At 57.8% G+C, this 19,077-nt stretch carries 12 protein-coding genes; 4 read left to right on the top strand and 8 right to left on the bottom strand.

The window, feature by feature from the left end:
• Window positions 1-2 precede the first annotated feature (2 nt).
• Window positions 3-227: a ribbon-helix-helix domain-containing protein gene (locus tag PUV47_RS10465; RefSeq protein WP_274218505.1), complete on the top strand. Its 225-nt coding sequence runs from the start codon at window positions 3-5 to the stop codon at window positions 225-227.
• On the opposite strand, the gene PUV47_RS10460 is transcribed toward PUV47_RS10465, so the two are convergent.
• The 3 genes from PUV47_RS10460 to PUV47_RS10450 all read right to left on the bottom strand — a co-directional run bounded on the left by PUV47_RS10460 (window position 220) and on the right by PUV47_RS10450 (window position 7,839).
• On the bottom strand, window positions 220-4,251 hold the full coding sequence (locus PUV47_RS10460) for an AsmA family protein (RefSeq protein ID WP_274218504.1): 4,032 nt from the start codon (window positions 4,249-4,251) through the stop codon (window positions 220-222). The two genes, PUV47_RS10465 and PUV47_RS10460, sit on opposite strands and share 8 nt — an antisense overlap.
• 163 nt (window positions 4,252-4,414) lie before the next feature.
• A complete protein-coding gene (locus tag PUV47_RS10455) occupies window positions 4,415-5,833 on the bottom strand; it encodes an FAD-binding oxidoreductase (protein ID WP_274218503.1) in 1,419 nt (472 codons plus the stop codon).
• 191 nt (window positions 5,834-6,024) lie between these two features.
• Window positions 6,025-7,839, bottom strand: coding sequence for a chloride channel protein (locus PUV47_RS10450; RefSeq protein WP_274218502.1), 1,815 nt, complete (start codon window positions 7,837-7,839; stop codon window positions 6,025-6,027).
• A gap of 483 nt (window positions 7,840-8,322) precedes the next feature.
• Here PUV47_RS10450 and PUV47_RS10445 point away from each other — a divergent pair, with 483 nt between their 5' ends.
• Both PUV47_RS10445 and PUV47_RS10440 read left to right on the top strand, forming a co-directional pair.
• Entirely contained in the window at window positions 8,323-9,072 is a 750-nt protein-coding gene (locus PUV47_RS10445) for an AzlC family ABC transporter permease (RefSeq protein WP_274218501.1), read from the top strand.
• Window positions 9,069-9,383 (top strand): AzlD family protein, encoded by a 315-nt coding sequence (locus PUV47_RS10440; protein ID WP_274218500.1) that lies wholly within the window; start codon window positions 9,069-9,071, stop codon window positions 9,381-9,383. The genes PUV47_RS10445 and PUV47_RS10440 overlap by 4 nt, the downstream gene beginning before the upstream one ends.
• 23 nt (window positions 9,384-9,406) lie before the next feature.
• Here the strand turns inward: PUV47_RS10440 and PUV47_RS10435 are convergent, their stop codons facing one another.
• Both PUV47_RS10435 and PUV47_RS10430 read right to left on the bottom strand, forming a co-directional pair.
• On the bottom strand, window positions 9,407-10,441 hold the full coding sequence (locus tag PUV47_RS10435; protein ID WP_274218499.1) for a phytanoyl-CoA dioxygenase family protein: 1,035 nt from the start codon (window positions 10,439-10,441) through the stop codon (window positions 9,407-9,409).
• Window positions 10,442-10,524: 83 nt separating this feature from the next.
• Window positions 10,525-12,342 (bottom strand): aminopeptidase P family protein, encoded by a 1,818-nt coding sequence (locus tag PUV47_RS10430; protein ID WP_274218498.1) that lies wholly within the window; start codon window positions 12,340-12,342, stop codon window positions 10,525-10,527.
• Window positions 12,343-12,644: 302 nt separating this feature from the next.
• Here PUV47_RS10430 and PUV47_RS10425 point away from each other — a divergent pair, with 302 nt between their 5' ends.
• On the top strand, window positions 12,645-12,824 hold the full coding sequence (locus PUV47_RS10425; RefSeq protein ID WP_274218497.1) for a hypothetical protein: 180 nt from the start codon (window positions 12,645-12,647) through the stop codon (window positions 12,822-12,824).
• 392 nt (window positions 12,825-13,216) lie between these two features.
• On the opposite strand, the gene PUV47_RS10420 is transcribed toward PUV47_RS10425, so the two are convergent.
• The 3 genes from PUV47_RS10420 to ligA form a co-directional block, all read right to left on the bottom strand.
• Window positions 13,217-14,119: a 50S ribosomal protein L11 methyltransferase gene (locus PUV47_RS10420; RefSeq protein WP_274218496.1), complete on the bottom strand. Its 903-nt coding sequence runs from the start codon at window positions 14,117-14,119 to the stop codon at window positions 13,217-13,219.
• Between the two features lie 106 nt (window positions 14,120-14,225).
• Window positions 14,226-16,661 carry an ATP-dependent helicase gene (locus PUV47_RS10415; RefSeq protein ID WP_274218495.1) on the bottom strand — a complete coding sequence of 812 codons (2,436 nt, stop codon included), beginning with the start codon at window positions 16,659-16,661 and terminating at the stop codon, window positions 14,226-14,228.
• Window positions 16,662-16,834: 173 nt separating this feature from the next.
• Entirely contained in the window at window positions 16,835-19,015 is a 2,181-nt protein-coding gene (gene ligA / locus PUV47_RS10410) for an NAD-dependent DNA ligase LigA (RefSeq protein ID WP_274218494.1), read from the bottom strand.
• Between the last annotated feature and the right edge of the window lie 62 nt (window positions 19,016-19,077).

The raw sequence follows: 19,077 nt of genomic DNA, 5'->3' as shown, positions 1-19,077 counted from the left end.
CCTTGGCTTTGATCAAGCGCTCAATCACCTTGCATGGGCACCGCACAAGCATTGCGCTTGAAGAAGACTTCTGGGAAGGGCTTGAGGAACTCGCCTCGCTCAGCGGTAAATCGATCGCCGCCGTTGTGGCAGAAATCGACGACACACGCGATCCCGACGCGGGGCTGTCCAGCTGTGTCAGGCTGGCTGTGCTGCGCCACTACAAAGCTCTGAAAACCGCTAGTTGATCTCGATCAGACGCCCGCCCGGCAGCTCACGAAAACGCGGGAGATTATCCCGCTTTGGCTGCGGCGGCGGTACACTGGCATCAAACGTGGTACCCGCCCCGTCTACGGAGAAGTCGCTGCCCGGAGCCACGAGAATTTGCCCCTCAGTTACGCCAGAACCGGGGACCGCCGCTTCGTTGACACCGCCAATAAACTTCGGCGGCGCAAGCGCTGGCAGACCCTGATTGCTGTTCACACCGCCGTCTTGCGCATCAGACTGGCCTCGTGACAGGGCAGAGCGAACGGTGCTCAGAAAATCCGCGTCCGCTCCCTGCTGATTTGTGCGGTCTTGCGCACTGGGTGAGGATGGCGCTGGCGCGCTGTTTTCCTGAAGGAGGCGACGAATACGATCTTCCCGCTCCCTTTGCTCGCGCTCAGCCTGCTCACGTTCCTGCCGTTGGCGCTCCAACCGCTCCCGGTAGGCGCGCTCTCGAGCAGCCTGTTCCTGCGCGGCGCGGCGTGCTTCCCGTTCAGCAGCGCGGCGTGCCTCTTCCTCCGCCGCGCGTTGCGCCGCCTGCTCGGCTTCCTGACGCTTGCGGACCTCGGCTTCTTCCTGCTGGCGCTTCAGCTCACGCAGCATCCGCTCCTGCTCGGCAATCGCCTCCTGCTCCTTCTCGATCCGCAGCACGTTTTGCTCAATGGCGCGAATGTTGAGATAGGACAGGAACGGCGTCACATCGATGCGACGGGATGGAGAGGCAACGTCACCTTCAAACACAATTGCCACCTGCGGATCAGCACCACTGACCTCATACTGGTCACCGGCTACCTTGATGGAAACATCCCCGTCCGCCTGCCACTTTTGCAAGTCGATCTGCGCCGAGCCAAACATGGTCGCAGCGGCAGTATCCACGCTGATGTTGCGCGCCCGCAATCGGCCTGAAGACAATGCGAGCGTGCCATCGATCTGATCGAACTGAATACTGCCAAGATCCAGATGGCTTGCAAACACATCCCGAACCTTGGTCTCGTCCAGCTCAAGGCCCCTATCCGCCGCCTCGATCACAAGGTCAAAGGCATCCGGGTTCAAACCGCGGATCTCACCGGACTTGATGGTAAAGGTACCCCCGCCCGCAAGACCGGAAACCAAACCCGATACCGTGCGCCCCAGCCCTTCAAACTCTGCAATGGCCTGCACTGTACCGGTCGCGACCGCCCGGCCATCACGGGCCCAGATCAGCTCTTCCAACACCGCATCATCAAGGCGGAAACGCCCCTCAAGAGAGGCCTGATCCCCTACTCGCGTCAACTGCAGGGCACCAGTCAGGCTGCCGCCCGCATAGCGGCCAACGCCGTGATCGATAGCGAGCAGATCATCACGCAAACGCAGCTGGCCTGAAGCCGCGTCCACTACCATTTCCTCGCTGAAATGGGCGCGGTCGCTGCGCAGGTCCAGCGTCAGATCAATGCCGCTCAGAAGAGAAGCGCCCAGCGCTGAGGATGGCCAAACACTCTCTCGGCTTTCAAGGTCCGCCGTCCAAGCGCCAGACCCAAGAACCAACTCAGACAGGCCCCGCAAATCAACGGAGGACGCCGCCAACGCGCCACTGGCCTTGAGGCCGGAGTTCTGCGAAAGCTCCCCGCTCAAGGTTCCCTGAAAGTTGGCATCAGCCACAACACCGGAAAGCGAAGTCATTTCAAACTTGCGCCCCTCACCGGACAAGGTGGCCTCCACATCGACAGGCAAGGCACTGTCCGGGTTTGGCAGCAAATAGCCCAGAACCAAGGCCGTTGGGCTGATGTCTGCGGTACGCAACGTGCTGCTGGCTTCCCAGTGTGGTGAGCCATCTGGCTTCACGTTGAAGGTTCCCTCGCTCTTGAGCTCAGCATCCCCCAACTGACCGGTGAACACGAAGTCCATCTTGCTGCGAGGCACACCTTCCATGGCCAGCTGAACACTGGCCTGCTGAACGTTATCAAGCGGAAGCGCCTCGATGCCCAGCTGGCGTAACAAGGTGACCCCATCCGCCCCGCCCAGAAACAGCTCAGCCCTCACATCACCGCTGTTGATTTCATCCATTCGGCCCGCAAAGGTGCCGTTGAAGTCAAACTCGCTGACGCCAACATCACCATAAAGGCTGGCAGAAATCTGCGTTTGCCCGTCAACAGCCGAAGCTTCCAGCTTGCTGGTCAGGGAAACCGGAGCCAGTGCGGGAGCCGCCTTTTTCAGTTGCTGAACGAACCTGTTTTCCGGTGCAATGCGCTCAAGGGCAGAGACAGCCCCGATTAGGGATGTCGCCCGCAGGGTGCCGTCAATGGAGCCTGAAGGCGTTGTAGAAACCCGCTCAACCCGGCCGCTTGCATCCACATAGGCTCCGGCAAAATCGCGAATTTTCAGCTCGTCTATTGCCAAGGTGTCGTCCTCAAGACCTGCCCGCAGGATCATGCTTTTGGCTTTTACGCCCTTGGAAACAAACTCATCGGCATAAAGGCGCAGGGACATGTTCAGGCCGGTACTGCGCACCTGCCCGCCGCTCAACGCCGCCGCAAACGTCTCAAGCTGATCCAGATCCAGTCGATCACTGTCAATGTCCACGACCAGCTCGGCAGGCTGTCCCGAGGGCCACTTGTAGGAGACTGTGCCCACCGTCTGAGCGCCATCCACATCAAGGCGCAGATCCGTCATGGAAAACAGTCCCGGCCCCACAGCAACATCACTGCGAAGGTCAAATGGCTCTACCCGCGCGGTCGCAACCTCTGGCGTCCCATGCCACCAACTGGCAAGCTTTTGCGGTTGCAGGGAGTCAATTTCCACCTGACCACGATATTCACGCGCGGTGCGCAGCTCCAGGTAGCCGGAGGACCTCAGCGAGCTACGCCCCGGCAGACGCGCGGAAAGCTGCTTCACGCCCCATCCCGTGGGGCCGGAAGAGACCTCCGCCCGCACATCGGTGAGAACGCTTCCGCCCATGACCACGCTCGGCATTTCGGCCTTCAATGTGGTGCTGGTGGCCGCCAGAGGCAGGTCTTCCAGAAAACTGGTCAGTTGGGCCGGGAAGCTGGCCACAGAAACGGGCTCTTGCGGGCCGCCGCCGAACAAGCGATCCAGGTCGATTTGTTTGAACCGCGCGCTGGCATCCAAGGCACCATCGCCAGCGTAGTCGAACCGTGCCGCGCCCTCTGCCGTGACCGGGCGATCCTCAGGGCCAAGCCGCAATGTGTAGGCGGGAATGATCAAGGCGCTGGGGTCGAACTGATAGTCCCCCTCAAACAGCCATTCCATCCGCTCGCTGTCTTCAGGCAGGATGGAGCGTGCAAGCGCGGTACCTGCATAAAACGGACGCCCGTCTTCCTGCCAGACCTCGCCATCAAGCGTGAACTGTGCCGGAAAGGACGCAGGGGAAATCTGGGCTTTTACGCGGGTGTGCTTGCTTGCATCGCGGCGACCGGTTCCAATGCGGACCGTGTAAGGCACACCTTCCAGCGTGATTGCGCCGTCCAGCTTGAACGGACCTTCCAGACTGCGCGCGCTGGCAAGAAAGTTGCCATTCACACCGCTGAAGCTTTCACCGGACCGGGCATCAACAAGGCTGATGGAGCCGTTTACGATCTCGATGCTGTCAAACACAACGGAACTCGGTTCCATGAACTCCATGACAGAATCATGCGGCGTTGCGTTGAGCAGATCCAGCTTGCCCTGCTCGTCGAGAGCAACGCGCAAATTTGGCTCCTCAAGCTTCATGTCCAGGACACGGATCTCACCGCGCAACAGCGCGGGCAGCTCGATCTTGCCCGAGAAGCGGGAGATCACCAGCAGCGGATCTTCCACCTCACCCACCCGAACGTCGGTGAAGGCAATGGACGGCGTTGGGAGCAAACTCACGTCTGCGTCACCCAAAACCGCTACGTTATGGCCCAAGATGGTCTCGCCATATCTTTCGAAAGTCGTGCGATAGGCCGACCAGTCAATAAACATGGGCGCGACCAGAGCAGCAACGAGCGCAATGATTAAGGCTGTGCCGATCGTGATAAAGGCCGAGTTCAACGTACAGCTCCTTAGCTTCGCAACACATCAGCGCGGGCATTTGCGATGACCGCCCAAATCCTAAGCATTACGAGTGGATTACAGCAGTATGGTGCATCCGGCAACGGGGCTTGGCAATGGGGGAGGCTCCGAAATTGGCCGCCTCTCCCCCATCACGTTTAGGTTATGGCTCAATCGCCACGATTTTCCCCGGGTTCATGATGTTGAGCGGATCAAGCGCGCGCTTGATGCTGCCCATCACATCAACGCCAGCACCGTGCTCATAAGCGAGGTATTTCATCTTGCCTTGTCCCACACCATGCTCTCCGGTGCAGGTGCCGCCCATGTCGATGGCGCGGTAGTTCAACCGTTCAATGAAGGCTTCAACATTGGCGATTTCCTCTGGGTTTTGGTCATCAGCCAGTACCAGAACGTGGAAGTTCCCGTCCCCCACATGGCCGACGATTGGCGCGGTAAACCCGCAGGCCTCAATGTCCTCTTGTGTGGCAGTCACGCACTCGGCCAGCTTCGAAATGGGAACACACACATCCGTTGAAAGACCCCGTGCCCCCGGGCGCAAGGAAAGGCCTGCCCAATAGGCATCGTGGCGGGCGGCCCACAGCTTGCTGCGGTCTTCCGGGCGCGTCGCCCATTCAAAATCTCCCCCACCAAACTCTTCGGAGATCGAACCAAAAAGCTCGACCTGCTCCTTCACGCCCTCCTCAGAGCCGTGAAACTCCACCAGCAGTGTTGGCGCTTCCTTCAACGAGAGCTTGGAGTAGCCATTGACGGCCTTTACTTGCAGCGTGTCGAGCAACTCGATGCGGGCGACTGGAATGCCGCATTGGATCGCGCTGATTACCGTGTTGCAGGCCGATTCCACATCTGGGTAATGGCAAATCGCAGCAGACACAGCCTCCGGCACACCAAACAGGCGCAATGTCAGCTCCGTGATGATGCCCAAAGTCCCTTCTGAACCCACCATCAAGCGGGTCAGGTCATACCCGGCAGAGGACTTCTTGGCGCGGCCGCCGGTTTTGACGATTGTGCCATCTGGCATGACCACCGTCAGACCAAGCACCATGTCCTTCATGGTGCCATAACGCACCGCGTTGGTGCCAGAGGCGCGGGTTGCCGCCATGCCGCCGAGGCTGGCATCTGCCCCCGGATCGATGGGGAAGAACAGGCCTGTATCGCGAATGAATTCATTAAGCTGCTTGCGCGTGACACCTGCCTGAACAACGCAATCAAGATCCTCCTGATGCACCGCCACAACCTGGTTCATCTGCGAAAGGTCAATGCTGATGCCACCACCGGGCGCATTCACATGCCCCTCCAGAGAGGACCCGGTACCAAAGGGAATGATCGGCACCCGGTGCGCGGCACACAGCTTCACAATTGCCGACACTTCCTCCGTGGAATGGGCAAAGATCACTGCATCCGGCAACTGGTTTGGCAACCAGGTGGTGGTATGCCCATGCTGTTCGCGCATGGAATGCGACGACTGATAGCGGGTGCCAAACTGCTCCTTGAGCTGTGGCAGCACGGCTTCAATGCCGTCTGTGTTGCGTTCAACCGGGACCTGCAGCGATGCCAGTGTCATGATATCCTCCCAAGAAGCTTCAGGTGCGAACCGCCCACCTCCCAGCAGGACCTTACAGCGCGCACCGCGCATTATTGCTTAGCTTCCTTGTTTAACAGCAGAATTTGGAAATGAGGAGCATCAACGAACAAAAAAAGGCCACGCTGAATACCAGCGCAGCCCCTGAAGTTTGCAACCGAGATGAGGTCTGCTCAAGCGTAGTGGTTTGCAATCACCGCTTCTGCAATCTCCGTCCGGTCAATCACACCGACAACGTCCTCTGGCCGAGGAATGCCCTTGGTGTTCTGCACCACAATGCCATAGCGGCGATTGTGCTTGTTCATGCGTGAGATCACCGTGTTCATGATGGACGTTTCGGGTGCAACCAGATAGTCCCGGCTGACCACATCGCAAAGCTCGAGATTGGCCGCCTCGCTGCCCCGGTGCTGAAGCGCGTCGTACTTCAGATAGCCGTCAATGCGCTTGCCTGTGACCACCACAACGTGATCAACATCCTTCGCATCCATCAGGGCGATGGCATCACACACCCTCACCGAACTGTCCAACAGCAGGAAGTTCGGGCTCATCAGGTCATGGGCCTGCTGGACAAGGTACATGTTCGTGAACCGGTTTGTGGGAATCGGGCGTCCACGGTTACGCAGCTTGATGGTGTAGATGTTTGCCGTAATCAGCCAACGGCGCACCCCGACTGCAAGCGCAACCGCCAGAACCAGTGGCACCATCACGTTGTAATCGCGGGTCATCTCGAAAATCATCATGATGGCAGTCATGGCGCCGCCCGTGGCACCGCCAACAACCGCGCCCATGCCCACAAGGCCGAACTCGGCAATGCTGAACTCGGAGCCCGGAAACAGATGCTGTCCGGCAAGCCCCACCAGACCACCGGTACACGCACCCAAGAACAGCGAGGGGGCAAACACACCACCCGAGGCACCGGACCCAAGGCTGATGGATGTTGCCAGCAGTTTGCCAACCAGCAGACACCCCAAGAGCACGAAGGTCTGCGGATTGTCGTTCAGGATATCCTGAATGGCCGCATAGCCCACACCGGCCGTGTGATAAGCTCCGGTTGTGACAAAAAAGGCGTAGGACATGGAGCCCACCAGCAACATGCCGATGATGTTCTGCGTGTACTCATTGCCTGGAAGCTTTGGGAACCAGTCCTCACATTTTTCCAGAACACGAATAAACGCCCAGCTGACAAAACCAGCGAGGAAACCGAGGATCGCAAAACCGGCGAGCTGTTCAATGGCGATGGCGCCATGCTGAATGTCGGTTGCTGTTGGCACGAAAAAGGCGGTTTCAACGCCAAGCACCACGTGCATGACGTAGGTCGCGGTTGCCGTCGCCACCACCACTGGCAGGAAGGTCCGGTTGCTGAACTCCGGCAAGAGAATTTCAACTGCAAACAGCACGCCGCCGAACGGCGTGTTGAAAGTAGCCGCAATCCCCGCGCCAGCACCTGCTGCAAGCAACGTGATTTTTTGCCAGCGCACCAGATTGAATGCACGGGCCAGAGAGGAGCCGAAGGCAGCACCAATCTGAATAATGGGGCCTTCGCGGCCCACGGACGCGCCACTACCAATGGAGATTGCAGAAGCCAGAGACTTCACAACGGCCACGATGCCACGCACGTTACCCCTCTTGTGATAGATCGCGTACATGACCTCCGGGACGCCGTGCCCCTTGGCTTCCGGCGCAAAGGTGCGCACCAGATAAACAACGATCAGGCCACCAATGACAGGGGCCAGAATGATGCCTGCGCCCCAAGGGCTGGGCTCGCCCACATGGTTGGCATCAAATGCAAATGAGAACTTGCCGTAGAAGAAGAAGTTATGAACAACCGCGATGAGAAAGCGAAAGATCACAGCTCCTGCTGCGGCAACCACACCAATTGCCACGGCAAAGACGCAAAGACCAGGAAGCGAGATGACACGCGTCTCCTCCGGCTCCTGCGCTTTGCTTGTGGTTGGTGCTGAAGCTTCTGTTATTGGACTTGTAGACATTTTGTCCCTTAATCCGCTTTTCTTGTTCGGTTTTAGGGCGGAGCAGACAACGCAAGGCAGGCCTTGAACGCATGAAAGCGTAAGGCAAATGAACGCGCTCCGAACTTGGCTTGACAAGGTTGTCCTGAACCCATCACCAAAGAAAATCAAGGGGAAATATCGGTATTTTTATTACCTACAGTACATTGACTGCAGGACATCTACGTACTTACGTGCTTGGTCCACTGCCTCAAGGCCAAGCAACCGGCAAGCATTCACAGATTGTTTAGTGTTTGCTTTGCTTCAAAAAAGCAGCGGCAAATGTGTGTCACGTAAAGGTATCAGTGAAATATCATTTCACGCCGAGTAGTTTCTGCAGAAACAATGCGGAAGCAATCACATTTTATCATAAAACCATCTGAAAAAAGAATAGGTTCACGCCTTTGAACCACCCGTTCTTTCAGTTAAGGGAATAGCCGAGAGAGATAAATCGAGCCAGTTCCAATGACTGACACTACCGCCATTGCCAAGCCGTCAAGCCCAGCCCGTGACGACTACCTTGCAGGTATGAAGACCATCGCCCCGCTGCTGCTGGTGGCCGGTCCCATTGGCGTGCTGTTTGGCACCTTGGCAGCGCAGAAAGGCCTGTCGCCTTTCGAGATCATGCTGCAAAGCGCACTGGTGTTTGCTGGCGGCTCTCAGTTTGTGGCGCTGGACATGTGGGCAGAGCCGCTCCCTTGGCTGACCATCGCTTTGTCGACTCTTCTCGTCAACTTGCGCCATGTGCTCATGAGTACGTCACTCACTCCGAACACGGCCCAATTCAGTGCCCCCCAGCGCTTCGTGGCGTTTTTCTTTCTCGCGGACGAAGTTTGGGCCCTTTCCGAAAAGCGCGCCCTCAAACACGGTCTCACCTTTTCCTTCTACATGGGACTGGTGGTGCCGTTCTATCTCATGTGGGTGCTCAGCAGTTTTGTGGGCGCGTTCTTGGGCTCCGCATTCACCGACCCGGCCTCTATCGGCCTCGACTTTGCGTTTACAGCCCTGTTCATCTGTCTCGTGATGAGCTTCTGGAACGGCATCCACACCGGCGCGGTTCTTGCCGCAAGCGGCCTCACCGCGGCTCTGGTACACGCCACCATCCCCGGCGCATGGTACATCATGGCTGGCGCGGCGGCAGGAATGGCCACCGCAGCCTTGCTGGCCCGGCCTGACAACGTGGAAAATCGCAGGACACCAGAGGGCCTATCATGATGGAGGAGCTGTTTGCAACCGACGTGATGTCCCTCTGGACCATCTTCCTGATGGGACTGTCGACCTACGTAACCCGCATCGCCGGTGTCTACGTTCTGCGCTATGTCACCTTGAGCGGACGCATGGAAGAAGCGCTAAAAGCCGTACCTCCGGCCATCTTCATGTCCATCATAGCACCTGTTGCGTTCATGACTGGGCCCGCCGAAACCATCTCCGCTGCTCTTACAGCTGTCGTGGCCATGCGTGCGCCGCTTCTGCCTTCCATCTGCGTTGGCGTGATCTGTGTCGCCTTCCTCCGCCAAGTTATCTAGCACACCCCAAGCGCCGCCCACCCTCACCGAACGGCGGGGGCCGTGACCTTGAGTTCCCCCACATCGATCAAGGCAGGCTTCTTGCCCTTCATCTTGGCGCTCATGCTCTGCAGAGCGACATAGAATTCCGCCTGACGCCCGCGAAGGCCCGGAAGCAACAAAGGGTCCGGCGGGCTAAAGGGCATGAAGGCCGACTTGCGCAAAGAGCCATAGAGCCCAAGCCTGAGCGCCGGACGGGAACTGCGGCCACGGGCATGAAACCCGTGCGTGTCAGCAACCACCAGCGTGTTGGCCGGAACGTTCATCGCTATGGGGGCAGGCAGCCCCATCTCCTCAAGGTCGGCCTCAGTGATGCGGAAAGATCCGGCCGCATGATGCCCATTCTTGTGTTTGGCAGCGCTTAGGCTCTGACGAAACTCCCAGTCCCGCCGCGCCCGTGTAAGGCGATGCGATCCCGGCACGTAATTGAACGGCCCGTCCTCCGGCTCCACGTCCTTTAAGAACAGCCAAGCCTTGGCCGTGGGCTGGAATGTGTCGGAATGAAAGAAGGTCTGGGGATCCCGTTTGTCGTCCGCTGGATCGGTCAACACCGTGTGCATGAACACGATGGGGTCTCCGTCAACACTGGCGCAGTAGCGTAAGCCACCCTGAAAAGCAGGCAGGTTCACAGCGTCACTCAAAGCAGGAAGGCCCGCAAGCACTTTGGGAGGAAGCGGTGTGAAGCGGGTGACCGTACCACCCTGCTTCATCTCCCAAGCCCTGAAAGTGGTTGTCTCCAGCTCTTCCAAAAGGCGCTTGAAGGTCAGTGTTGGCAGCGCATTGTGTTTCAGCACGTATCCGTTTGTGGCGAAAAACTCCCGATCCTCTGCATCCAGAAAGCGGTTGAGTCGCGCTCGGCGCAGGTCCGCCATACGCTCGGCAAAGGCCATGCGCTTGACATGCAGCCCCCGTTGATTGAGCCACTCACTGCCGATGATACCATTGTTTTTGAAAGACTTTCCGCCAGCCAGAAGGTCTGCCAGCCACAGCGGATATCGGAATAGATCAAGGGCCTTCACGAGCACACCTCCCACCAATCATAGGTAGGCTAAGTGAAAAGTGTGCTCGTAAAAAGACCGTAAATCTTGGAGGCTCTGTCCCGTCAAATCTGACGGGTAGCTTCCTTCAGCCAAGCGCTGGTTTCTGCATCCAACAGCGGGTTCAGCGTGTCGAACACGCGCTGGTGGTAGGCGTTGAGCCACTGAAGCTCGGCCTTGGTCAGCAAGGACTGATCAACAAGCCGAAGATCAATCGGCGCAAGGGTCAGAGACTGGAAGCCAAGCATGGGTCGATCCCCGCCATCGATATCCTGTGCCGGTGTAACCAGCTCTAGATTTTCGATGCGGATGCCATACTCGCCGTCCTTGTAGTAACCCGGCTCGTTGGAGAGGATCATACCTGGCTCCAGCTTCACCTGATTGTTATTCTTGGCGATCCGTGCTGGGCCTTCGTGTACGCCCAGATAAGAGCCCACGCCGTGGCCGGTGCCATGATCAAAATCCAGCCCCGCCTTCCACAGCTCAATGCGCGCCAACGTATCAAGCTGAGCGCCGCAGGTACCAACAGGGAACCTTGCCGTTGCCAAAGCAATGTGAGACTTCAGCACAAGAGTGAAGTTGCGGCACTGCTCTTCAGTCACCGCACCAACGGCGAGCGTGCGGGTGATGTCTGTTGTTCCGTCTTCGTACTGAGCGCCGGAATCAATCAGATAGATGGAGTTCAGCTTGATCGGCAGATTGCTGTCATAGCTGACCCGGTAGTGACAAATCGCACCGTGCTCACCCACTCCGGAAATGGTGTCGAAGGAAATGTCCTTCAAAAGCCCGGTTTCACGGCGGAATTCTTCCAGCTTCTGCGCCGCGGACACTTCCGTCAGCTCACCAAGCGGGGCGGTCTTTTCAAACCAGCTCAGGAACTTGGCATAGGCAACACCATCGCGAATGTGCGCATTGCGTGCGCCCTCGATTTCCGCAAGGTTCTTGATGGCCTTCGGAAGCAGGACAGGTTCGCCCCCCTCAACAACACTGCCACCCTTGCTGACAATGGCGTCGTAGAGCGCCTGCCCGGCCAAGGAGCAGTCCACCAAAACGGATTTTCTTGCCGCGCCGAGCACTTCCAGTGCTGGAATCAACGCAGAAGGCTCCGAAATCTCAGTAAGCTCAGAGAGAGCATCGCGCACTTGGTTGGAGAGCTTGCGGCCATCGATGAAGAGTTCCGGCTTGCCCTCAGCAGGCACAACCGCGAAAGACAGCGGCAGCGGGGTGTGCTCCACATCTGAACCGCGAATGTTGAAGAGCCATGCGATGGAATCTGGCTGAGTGAGAACCGCAGCCTCGGCCTTCTTGTCGGAAATCAGCTTGCCAATTCGCGAAATCTTGTCCGCTGCTGGCTCGCCGGCATATTCAAGCGGATGAAGATTGACTGCGCCCAAAGGCGCTGCAGGCCGATCCTGCCACACCACATCAACCGGATTGTCCTGAACAGCAACCAGATGCGCACCCGCTTCATGGCAGGCATCGGTGAGCTTGCGCACCTGCGCCACCGTATGCAGCATGGGATCGTAGCCCAGCTTCATGCCGGGCTTCAGCACACCTGAGAGCCACTCCACCAACGGCTGTTCATGCAGATGCCGGTACTTGAAGACGTCGAGATCCACCTGCTCGCGCACCTGAATGGTGTAACGACCGTCGACAAAGATTGCCGCACTGTCGCCCACAACCGCGGCTACACCGGCCGAACCGGAAAAACCGGTCAACCATTCCAGCCGGCAGTCAGATGCAGGAACATACTCGCCCTGATGCGCATCCTCCCGTGGAATCAGAAACCCATCCAAGCCTTGTGAGGCCAGCTCACCACGCAGAGCAGCAAGACGCGCTGGTCCGCGGGTTTTGTCATTGACTGTGTCGAAATTCTGGAACATTGCGCCAAGCTATCCCCGCCCCCAAGTGCCTTCAACTTATTTCTGTTGGCCGTCGACACTATAGATAGAAACCCCAAAGCCATTAGTATTACGCATATCTCCCATGCGCTTATTGCAATGCAACATTTCATGCATTTCTGTGACACCTAGCTGACATATTTCAGCTTGACATGCACCAAATGCATAACCGACATGCGAAACTAACACTTTTTCCGGAGGCGTCCATAGGCCATATAGAGGCTGTAAGAAACGAACGCTGCAACGCAGCAAGCACGTACGAGAGAGATATTAAGGAGCCCCAAATGGTAGTTTTTGTCACCACCGGACAGTTTGAGTTGGGCGCCTATGATCGTGAAGACAAGCCATCTTTCTTCCGTCGTTTCGTAGAACGCATGATGAAAGCTCGCGAACAGCAGGCCAAGGAAATGGCAGAAGTGTACATCGCACTTCAGAACCAGTACCAGCCAGCTGGCGACAAGTAAGCCTGATAGGGCAGCGAATCTTCGCTGCAGCTGAGCGAAACCTCAGCAAAACAAGAAAATTTGCCGAAAGGCACGACGATCTTCCCGTCGAACGTAACTCCTCCCATACGTTCGTCGGACGCTGAAGCAAGTCCTCCCACTTGCCAGGCACCAATATCGAATGATTCCTCCCACTCATTCGATATTAAATAACCGGATGACGCTCCTCCCAACGCATCCGGTGCTTATCAAACCCCTGCTTCCATGGGTTCGGCTCCTCCCATCCGAACTCTTCCTCCCAGGAAGCAGGGGTTTTTTATTGTCTAAATTCTCCCGAAAACGGTACTTGCGCATAACAAAAAAGGCGAGCCTGAAGCCCGCCTTCAACAACTTGGAAAACTGGTCGCGCCTTTTTATGGAGCCCAGTTGCCGCGCACGAGTGTCAGCGTGAGCCATCCGTCGATTTCACCGCGGCGGTCAAGGCGGAAGCCCTGCTGGCTGTAAGCAGAGATGATACGCGGCCCATCTTCAACGCGCAGGCCGGATAGCACCAAGGTCGACTGATCAGCCATGTTGCGAGCGAACTTCGCCGACATCTGAACAAGTGGCTTGGCGAGAATGTTCGCAACAGCCAGATCAAAAGGCCCGTACTCAGCAAAGCGGCGATCATCCACGCCAGCCGCAGTGAAGCCTTTCACCAAAGGTGCAACGCCATTCAACTTGGCATTTTCCAGAGCGGTTTTGGTGGCAATCGGATCGATATCAGTGGCAAGCACTTCCTGATTGGTAAGCTTTGCAAGGCCGATGGCCAACACGCCTGTGCCTGTTCCCAGATCCAGCATGCGTTCGTAGCGGCGACGCTTCAACAAGCGCTGAAGCTCCAACAGACACCCAGCTGTCGTGCCATGATGGCCTGTACCAAACGCCAGCGCCGCTTCAATCTCCAGCCCGATATCGTGTGTGGAAACCGCATCCTTGTCATGAGAGCCGTGCACCACGAAGCGCCCTGCCCGTACTGGCTTCAGGCCTTCAAGTGACTTTGCCACCCAGTTGATCTCTGGCAGTTCCACCACTTCAGCGTCTTCCGGCAGTTTGCCTTCTGGCAGCAGCGGCACGATCTGCGCCTTGGTCAAGGCGGTGGCGTCTTCAACTGTGCTGTCGAGTACCAGCACCTCAGCTGTCCACGTTCTGCCATCGCTGGAGCTTTCAAAAACGGCGACCGGAAAGCCCTCGTCCTCAAAAAGAAATTCCAGTTTCTCAGAAAGGGCCTTCGCCTCCGCCTCAGGGCGCGGAATGCGCACACGGATCGTTGCCATTCTTCGTTCCTATCACTTGTTCTGTTGGAAATGGCTATAAACGGACCAGCGCAGAAAGGCCAGTCCGCTCACACAGCTTCATGCGTTTTGGCCAGCAGATCAGCGCTCAGGTCCGCTCGACAAAGCCGTCCAGCACCTTCTTGCGCCCTGCCTTCTCAAAATCGACGGTCAGTTTGTTACCTTCAACCGCGGAAATGTGGCCATAGCCGAACTTCAGATGGAAGATGCGCTCGCCAATTGAGAACTCGGAAGCCCCGTCACTGACAGACTTGGCGACAAGCTCTCCTTCAATGGTCTTTGGGCCTGCGCGCTGTTGTCTGCGGGTTTGTGTGCCGCCATGCGTGCGGCCAAGACCTGTGCCTGCTGCACGCGCTTGCTTGGCCCGCTGCCACCCCGGCGTGGAGTAGGTGTTCTTAAAAGGATCGTGGTTATCAAACCGGCTTGCGCCATAACCGCCGCCCGCACCACCTGCGCCGTAGCCGCCATAGGTCGAGCCTTGCTCAACAACCTCAACATTGTCGTGGGGCAGTTCATCAAGGAACCGGGACGGAATGGAAGACTGCCAGGAGCCATGAATGCGGCGATTGGAAGCAAACCAGATCTTGACCCGCTGCCGCCCACGCGTGACGCCCACATAGGCCAGACGCCGCTCTTCCTCAAGACCCGCCTGCCCGGTTTCGTCAAGCGCCCGCTGGTTGGGGAACACGCCCTCCTCCCAGCCCGGAAGGAACACGGTGTCGAACTCAAGCCCTTTGGCGGAATGCAGCGTCATGATGGACACCGCATCTTCCTCGTTCTCACCCTCTCGGTCCATGACCAGAGAGATATGCTCTAGGAAGCCTGCCATGCTCTCAAACTCTTCCATGGAGCGGATGAGTTCTTTCAGGTTGTCCAGACGTCCCGGCGCTTCCGCAGAACGGTCGGCGCGCCACATGGCCGTGTAACCGCTCTCATCCAGAATAACTTCCGCAAGCTCCGTATGGCTCATGCTGTCCAGCTGCAGCCGCCAGCCATCAAACTGCGCCAGAAGATCCGCAAGGGACTTGCGCGCCTTTGGACGCAGCTCCTCCGTATGGATCAGTTCGGATGCGGCTTGCATCAGCGGAATGCGTTCTGCACGGGCATACTCATGAACCAGCTTCAGGGACGCTTCACCCAGACCGCGCTTGGGCGTGTTCACAATACGCTCGAACGCGAGATCGTCGGTTGGCTGCATCACACAGCGGAAGTAGGCCAGCGCATCGCGGATTTCCATGCGCTCATAAAAGCGCGGACCGCCAATGACGCGGTAGTTGAGGCCCAGAGTGATGAAACGATCTTCAAATTCGCGCATCTGGAAGGACGCACGCACAAGGATCGCCATCTCGTTGAGAAGATGCCCCTTGGTCTGCAACGTCTCGATCTCGTCGCCAATGGCGCGCGCTTCCTCCTGAGAATCCCAGGCTGACGCAACCGAGACCAGTTCCGCCTCAGGGTCCATGGCATCGGTGAACAGGGTCTTGCCCAAACGCCCCTTGTTATGCGCGATCAGATGGGAAGCCGCCGCCAGAATGTGGCTGGTGGAGCGATAGTTCCGCTCCAGCCGGATCACCGCCGCACCGGGAAAGTCATGCTCGAAACGCAGGATGTTGTCCACTTCAGCGCCGCGCCAGCCATAAATGGACTGGTCATCGTCGCCCACACAGCAGACGTTGTGATTGCCCTGCGCCAGCAAACGGAGCCACAGGTACTGCGCAATGTTGGTGTCTTGATACTCGTCCACCATCATGTAGCGGAAGCGGTTCTGGAAGCTCTTCAGCACATCCGGATGATCGCGGAAGATTGTGATGCAGTGGAGCAGCAGATCGCCAAAGTCACAAGCATTCAGGATCGACAGACGTTCCTGATAGGTCTCATAAAGGTGACGCCCCTTGCCATTGCCAAAGCTCTGCGCTTCGCCAACGGGCACCTGCGCCGGTGTGAGACCGCGGTTCTTCCAGCTGTCCATCATGCCGGCGAAGGTCTTGGCAGTCCAACGCTTGTCGTCCAAGCCTTCGGCCTGAATGATCTGCTTGATCAGCCGCAACTGGTCGTCCGTATCCAAAATCGAGAATGACGACTTCAGACCCACAAGTTCTGCATGACGACGCAGGATCTTCACGCAGATGGCGTGGAACGTGCCAAGCCAGGCCATGCCTTCCACGTTGTCACCCACATAGCGGCCAATGCGGTCCTTCATCTCCCGCGCTGCCTTGTTGGTGAACGTCACCGCCAGTATCTGCGCAGGCGTTGCCCGCCCCGTTGCCAGAATATGAGCAATACGCGTTGTCAGAACGCGGGTCTTGCCCGTGCCTGCACCGGCCAGCACCAGCACCGGACCATCCATGGTTTCAACAGCGCGGCGCTGCTCAGAGTTCAACCCCTCCAGATAGGTCGCCGCCTGTGCCGGTTGCCGCGCTGCCATGGCGCGCGCAGCAATGCCGCCAGCTCGTGGTTGATGAGATCCCGCCGGGGTCACATCACCAGAGTCATCGGGCACCGGCCAGTTGGAGGAATTTGACATGGGTCTCTTTCGCAAAGGTTCGAGTAGCGGGTTAAAAGATTCCTAACTCAGATAACTAGAACATTGTAGCAACATAATCCATCTCTGGAGATCACTGCCTGTGGACTCTCCAGAGCATTGTCATGCATCCAGTGACTTATCGCGGGTCAGCCCTTCAACACACGGCAAAAAGCCTAGTCAGCCCCAGTGAGTTTGAACCAGTCATCTTCTGAAATGACCTCAATACCCAGCTCCTGTGCTTTCTTCAGCTTGGACCCGGCCCCCGGACCTGCAATCACCATGTCGGTCTTCTTGGAGACAGAGCCGGAAACTTTTGCGCCCAGAGCTTCGGCCTGAGACTTGGCCTCATCTCGGCTGAGGCGCTCCAGACTGCCGGTGAACACCAGTGTCTTTCCAGCAACTGGAGAGCCGGAAGTATCTTCTACCACAACGTCTTTGGGGGTCACCTGCTCCAGCAGCCGGTCCAGCTCGGCAATGTTGTGCTCCTCGCCAAAGAACTGCGAAAGAGCCTCCGCAACGGTGGCACCAATGCCATCAATGTCGTTGAGATCACGGTAGGCTTCCGAAGTGGAGTCTCCTGCCGCCTTCATCGCTTCATAAAACGCCCCCCAAGAGCCATAGGCACGCGCCAGCAGCTTTGCATTACCCTCGCCCACATGACGAATGCCAAGAGCGTAGATGAAGCGGTTCAAATCAATGAACCGCCGCGTATCAATGGCATCAAACAGCTTGCGAGCCGAAACGGCACCCCAGCCTTCGCGGCTGCGCAGTTTGGTCAAGGAGCTGCTGTCGCGCTCGCGCAAGGTGAAGATGTCGGAGGGCGTGCGCACGCCGCCCTTGTCCATGTCGAACTCGAAAAACATCTCTACCTGCTTAGCGCCCAGACCCTCAATGTCAAAGGCATTGCGGGAGACGAAATGCTTCAGCTTTTCAACCGCCTGGGCCGGGCAAATGAGCCCCCCGGAACACCGGCGCACCGCATCCGGACGCCCAGTTTTCGGGTTCACCTCGCGGTCGGCGTTGGACCCGCAAGCGGGGCAATGGTCCGGAAACACGAAAGGCGTGCTGTCTTCCGGACGGCGATTGAGGTCCACATCCAGCACCTGCGGAATGACATCACCGGCGCGCTGGATTACCACCGTATCTCCAACGCGAATATCCTTGCCCCCGCGCAGTGCTTCGCCCTTGGGGCCAATGCCCTTGATGTAGTCCTCGTTGTGGAGCGTGGCATTGGAGACAACCACCCCGCCAACCGTGACCGGCTCCAGCTTGGCAACCGGTGTCAGCGCACCGGTACGTCCCACTTGGATTTCGATCTCACGCAGGATGGTGAAGGCCTTTTCCGCCGGAAACTTGTGCGCAATCGCCCACCGCGGCGAGCGCGAAATGAACCCAAGCCGGCGCTGCAGTTCCAGATCGTCCACCTTGTAGACGACGCCATCGATGTCATAGCCAAGGCTCGCCCGATCTTCTTCAATGCGGTGATAGACCTCCAACAGCTCCTCAGCACTTACGCAGCGCTTCATGAGCGAGTTGATCTTGAACCCCCATGTTTGAAAGGTCTCAACCATTCCCATTTGGGTGTTGGCAGGCAGATCGCTGATCTCCCCCCACGCATAAGCGAAGAACTTCAAAGGCCTGGACTTGGTGATCTCTGCATTGAGCTGACGCAGTGACCCGGCGGCGGCATTACGCGGGTTTGCAAACACCTTGCCGCCATTTGCCTGCATGCGTGCGTTGAGCGCCTCGAAATCCGCATGCGCCATGTACACTTCACCGCGCACTTCCACGATTTCAGGCACACCCGCAGGCAAGGTCTGAGGAATGTCGGCAATGGTTCGTGCATTGGCGGTGACATTTTCACCGGTCGTGCCATCGCCGCGCGTTGCCGCATGCACCAACTTGCCGTTTTCATAGCGCAGCGCCAACGACAGCCCATCAATCTTGGGTTCTGCGGTCACCGCCAGATCGCCCATGAGCGGATCGTAGCGCAAGAAGCGGCGCACACGCCCCAAGAACTCTCGCAGATCGTCATCACTGAAAGCGTTATCCAGTGACAGCATCGGCACGCTGTGGGTGATTTTGCCGAAACCTTCCGCCAGCTCACCGCCCACGCGATTTGACGCGCTGTCCTCACGCACCAAGTCCGGGAAACGCTGCTCAAGGGCCTCATTGCGCCGCTTCAGCGCATCATACTCGGCATCGCTGATGATCGGCGCATCGTTGGTGTGATAGGCCTCATCATGGGTCTTCAGCTCACCGGCAAGCCGCTCCAGCTCAAGAACGGCTTCTTCGCGGGACAGGTCATCAACGGGTTTCTCAATGAGAGATTGGGCGCTTTCGGATGCGGACACGGGACGTGCTTCCTGAAACTGACTGAATTCTGTCCCTATCATTTGGCACAGCACACACCACC

The organism is Pseudovibrio exalbescens (assembly GCF_028737195.1).
GTDB classification, from domain to species: domain Bacteria; phylum Pseudomonadota; class Alphaproteobacteria; order Rhizobiales; family Stappiaceae; genus Pseudovibrio; species Pseudovibrio zosterae.
Note: the sequence above shows the minus strand (reverse complement) of the source record. Positions and strands in the feature narration are given on the sequence as shown.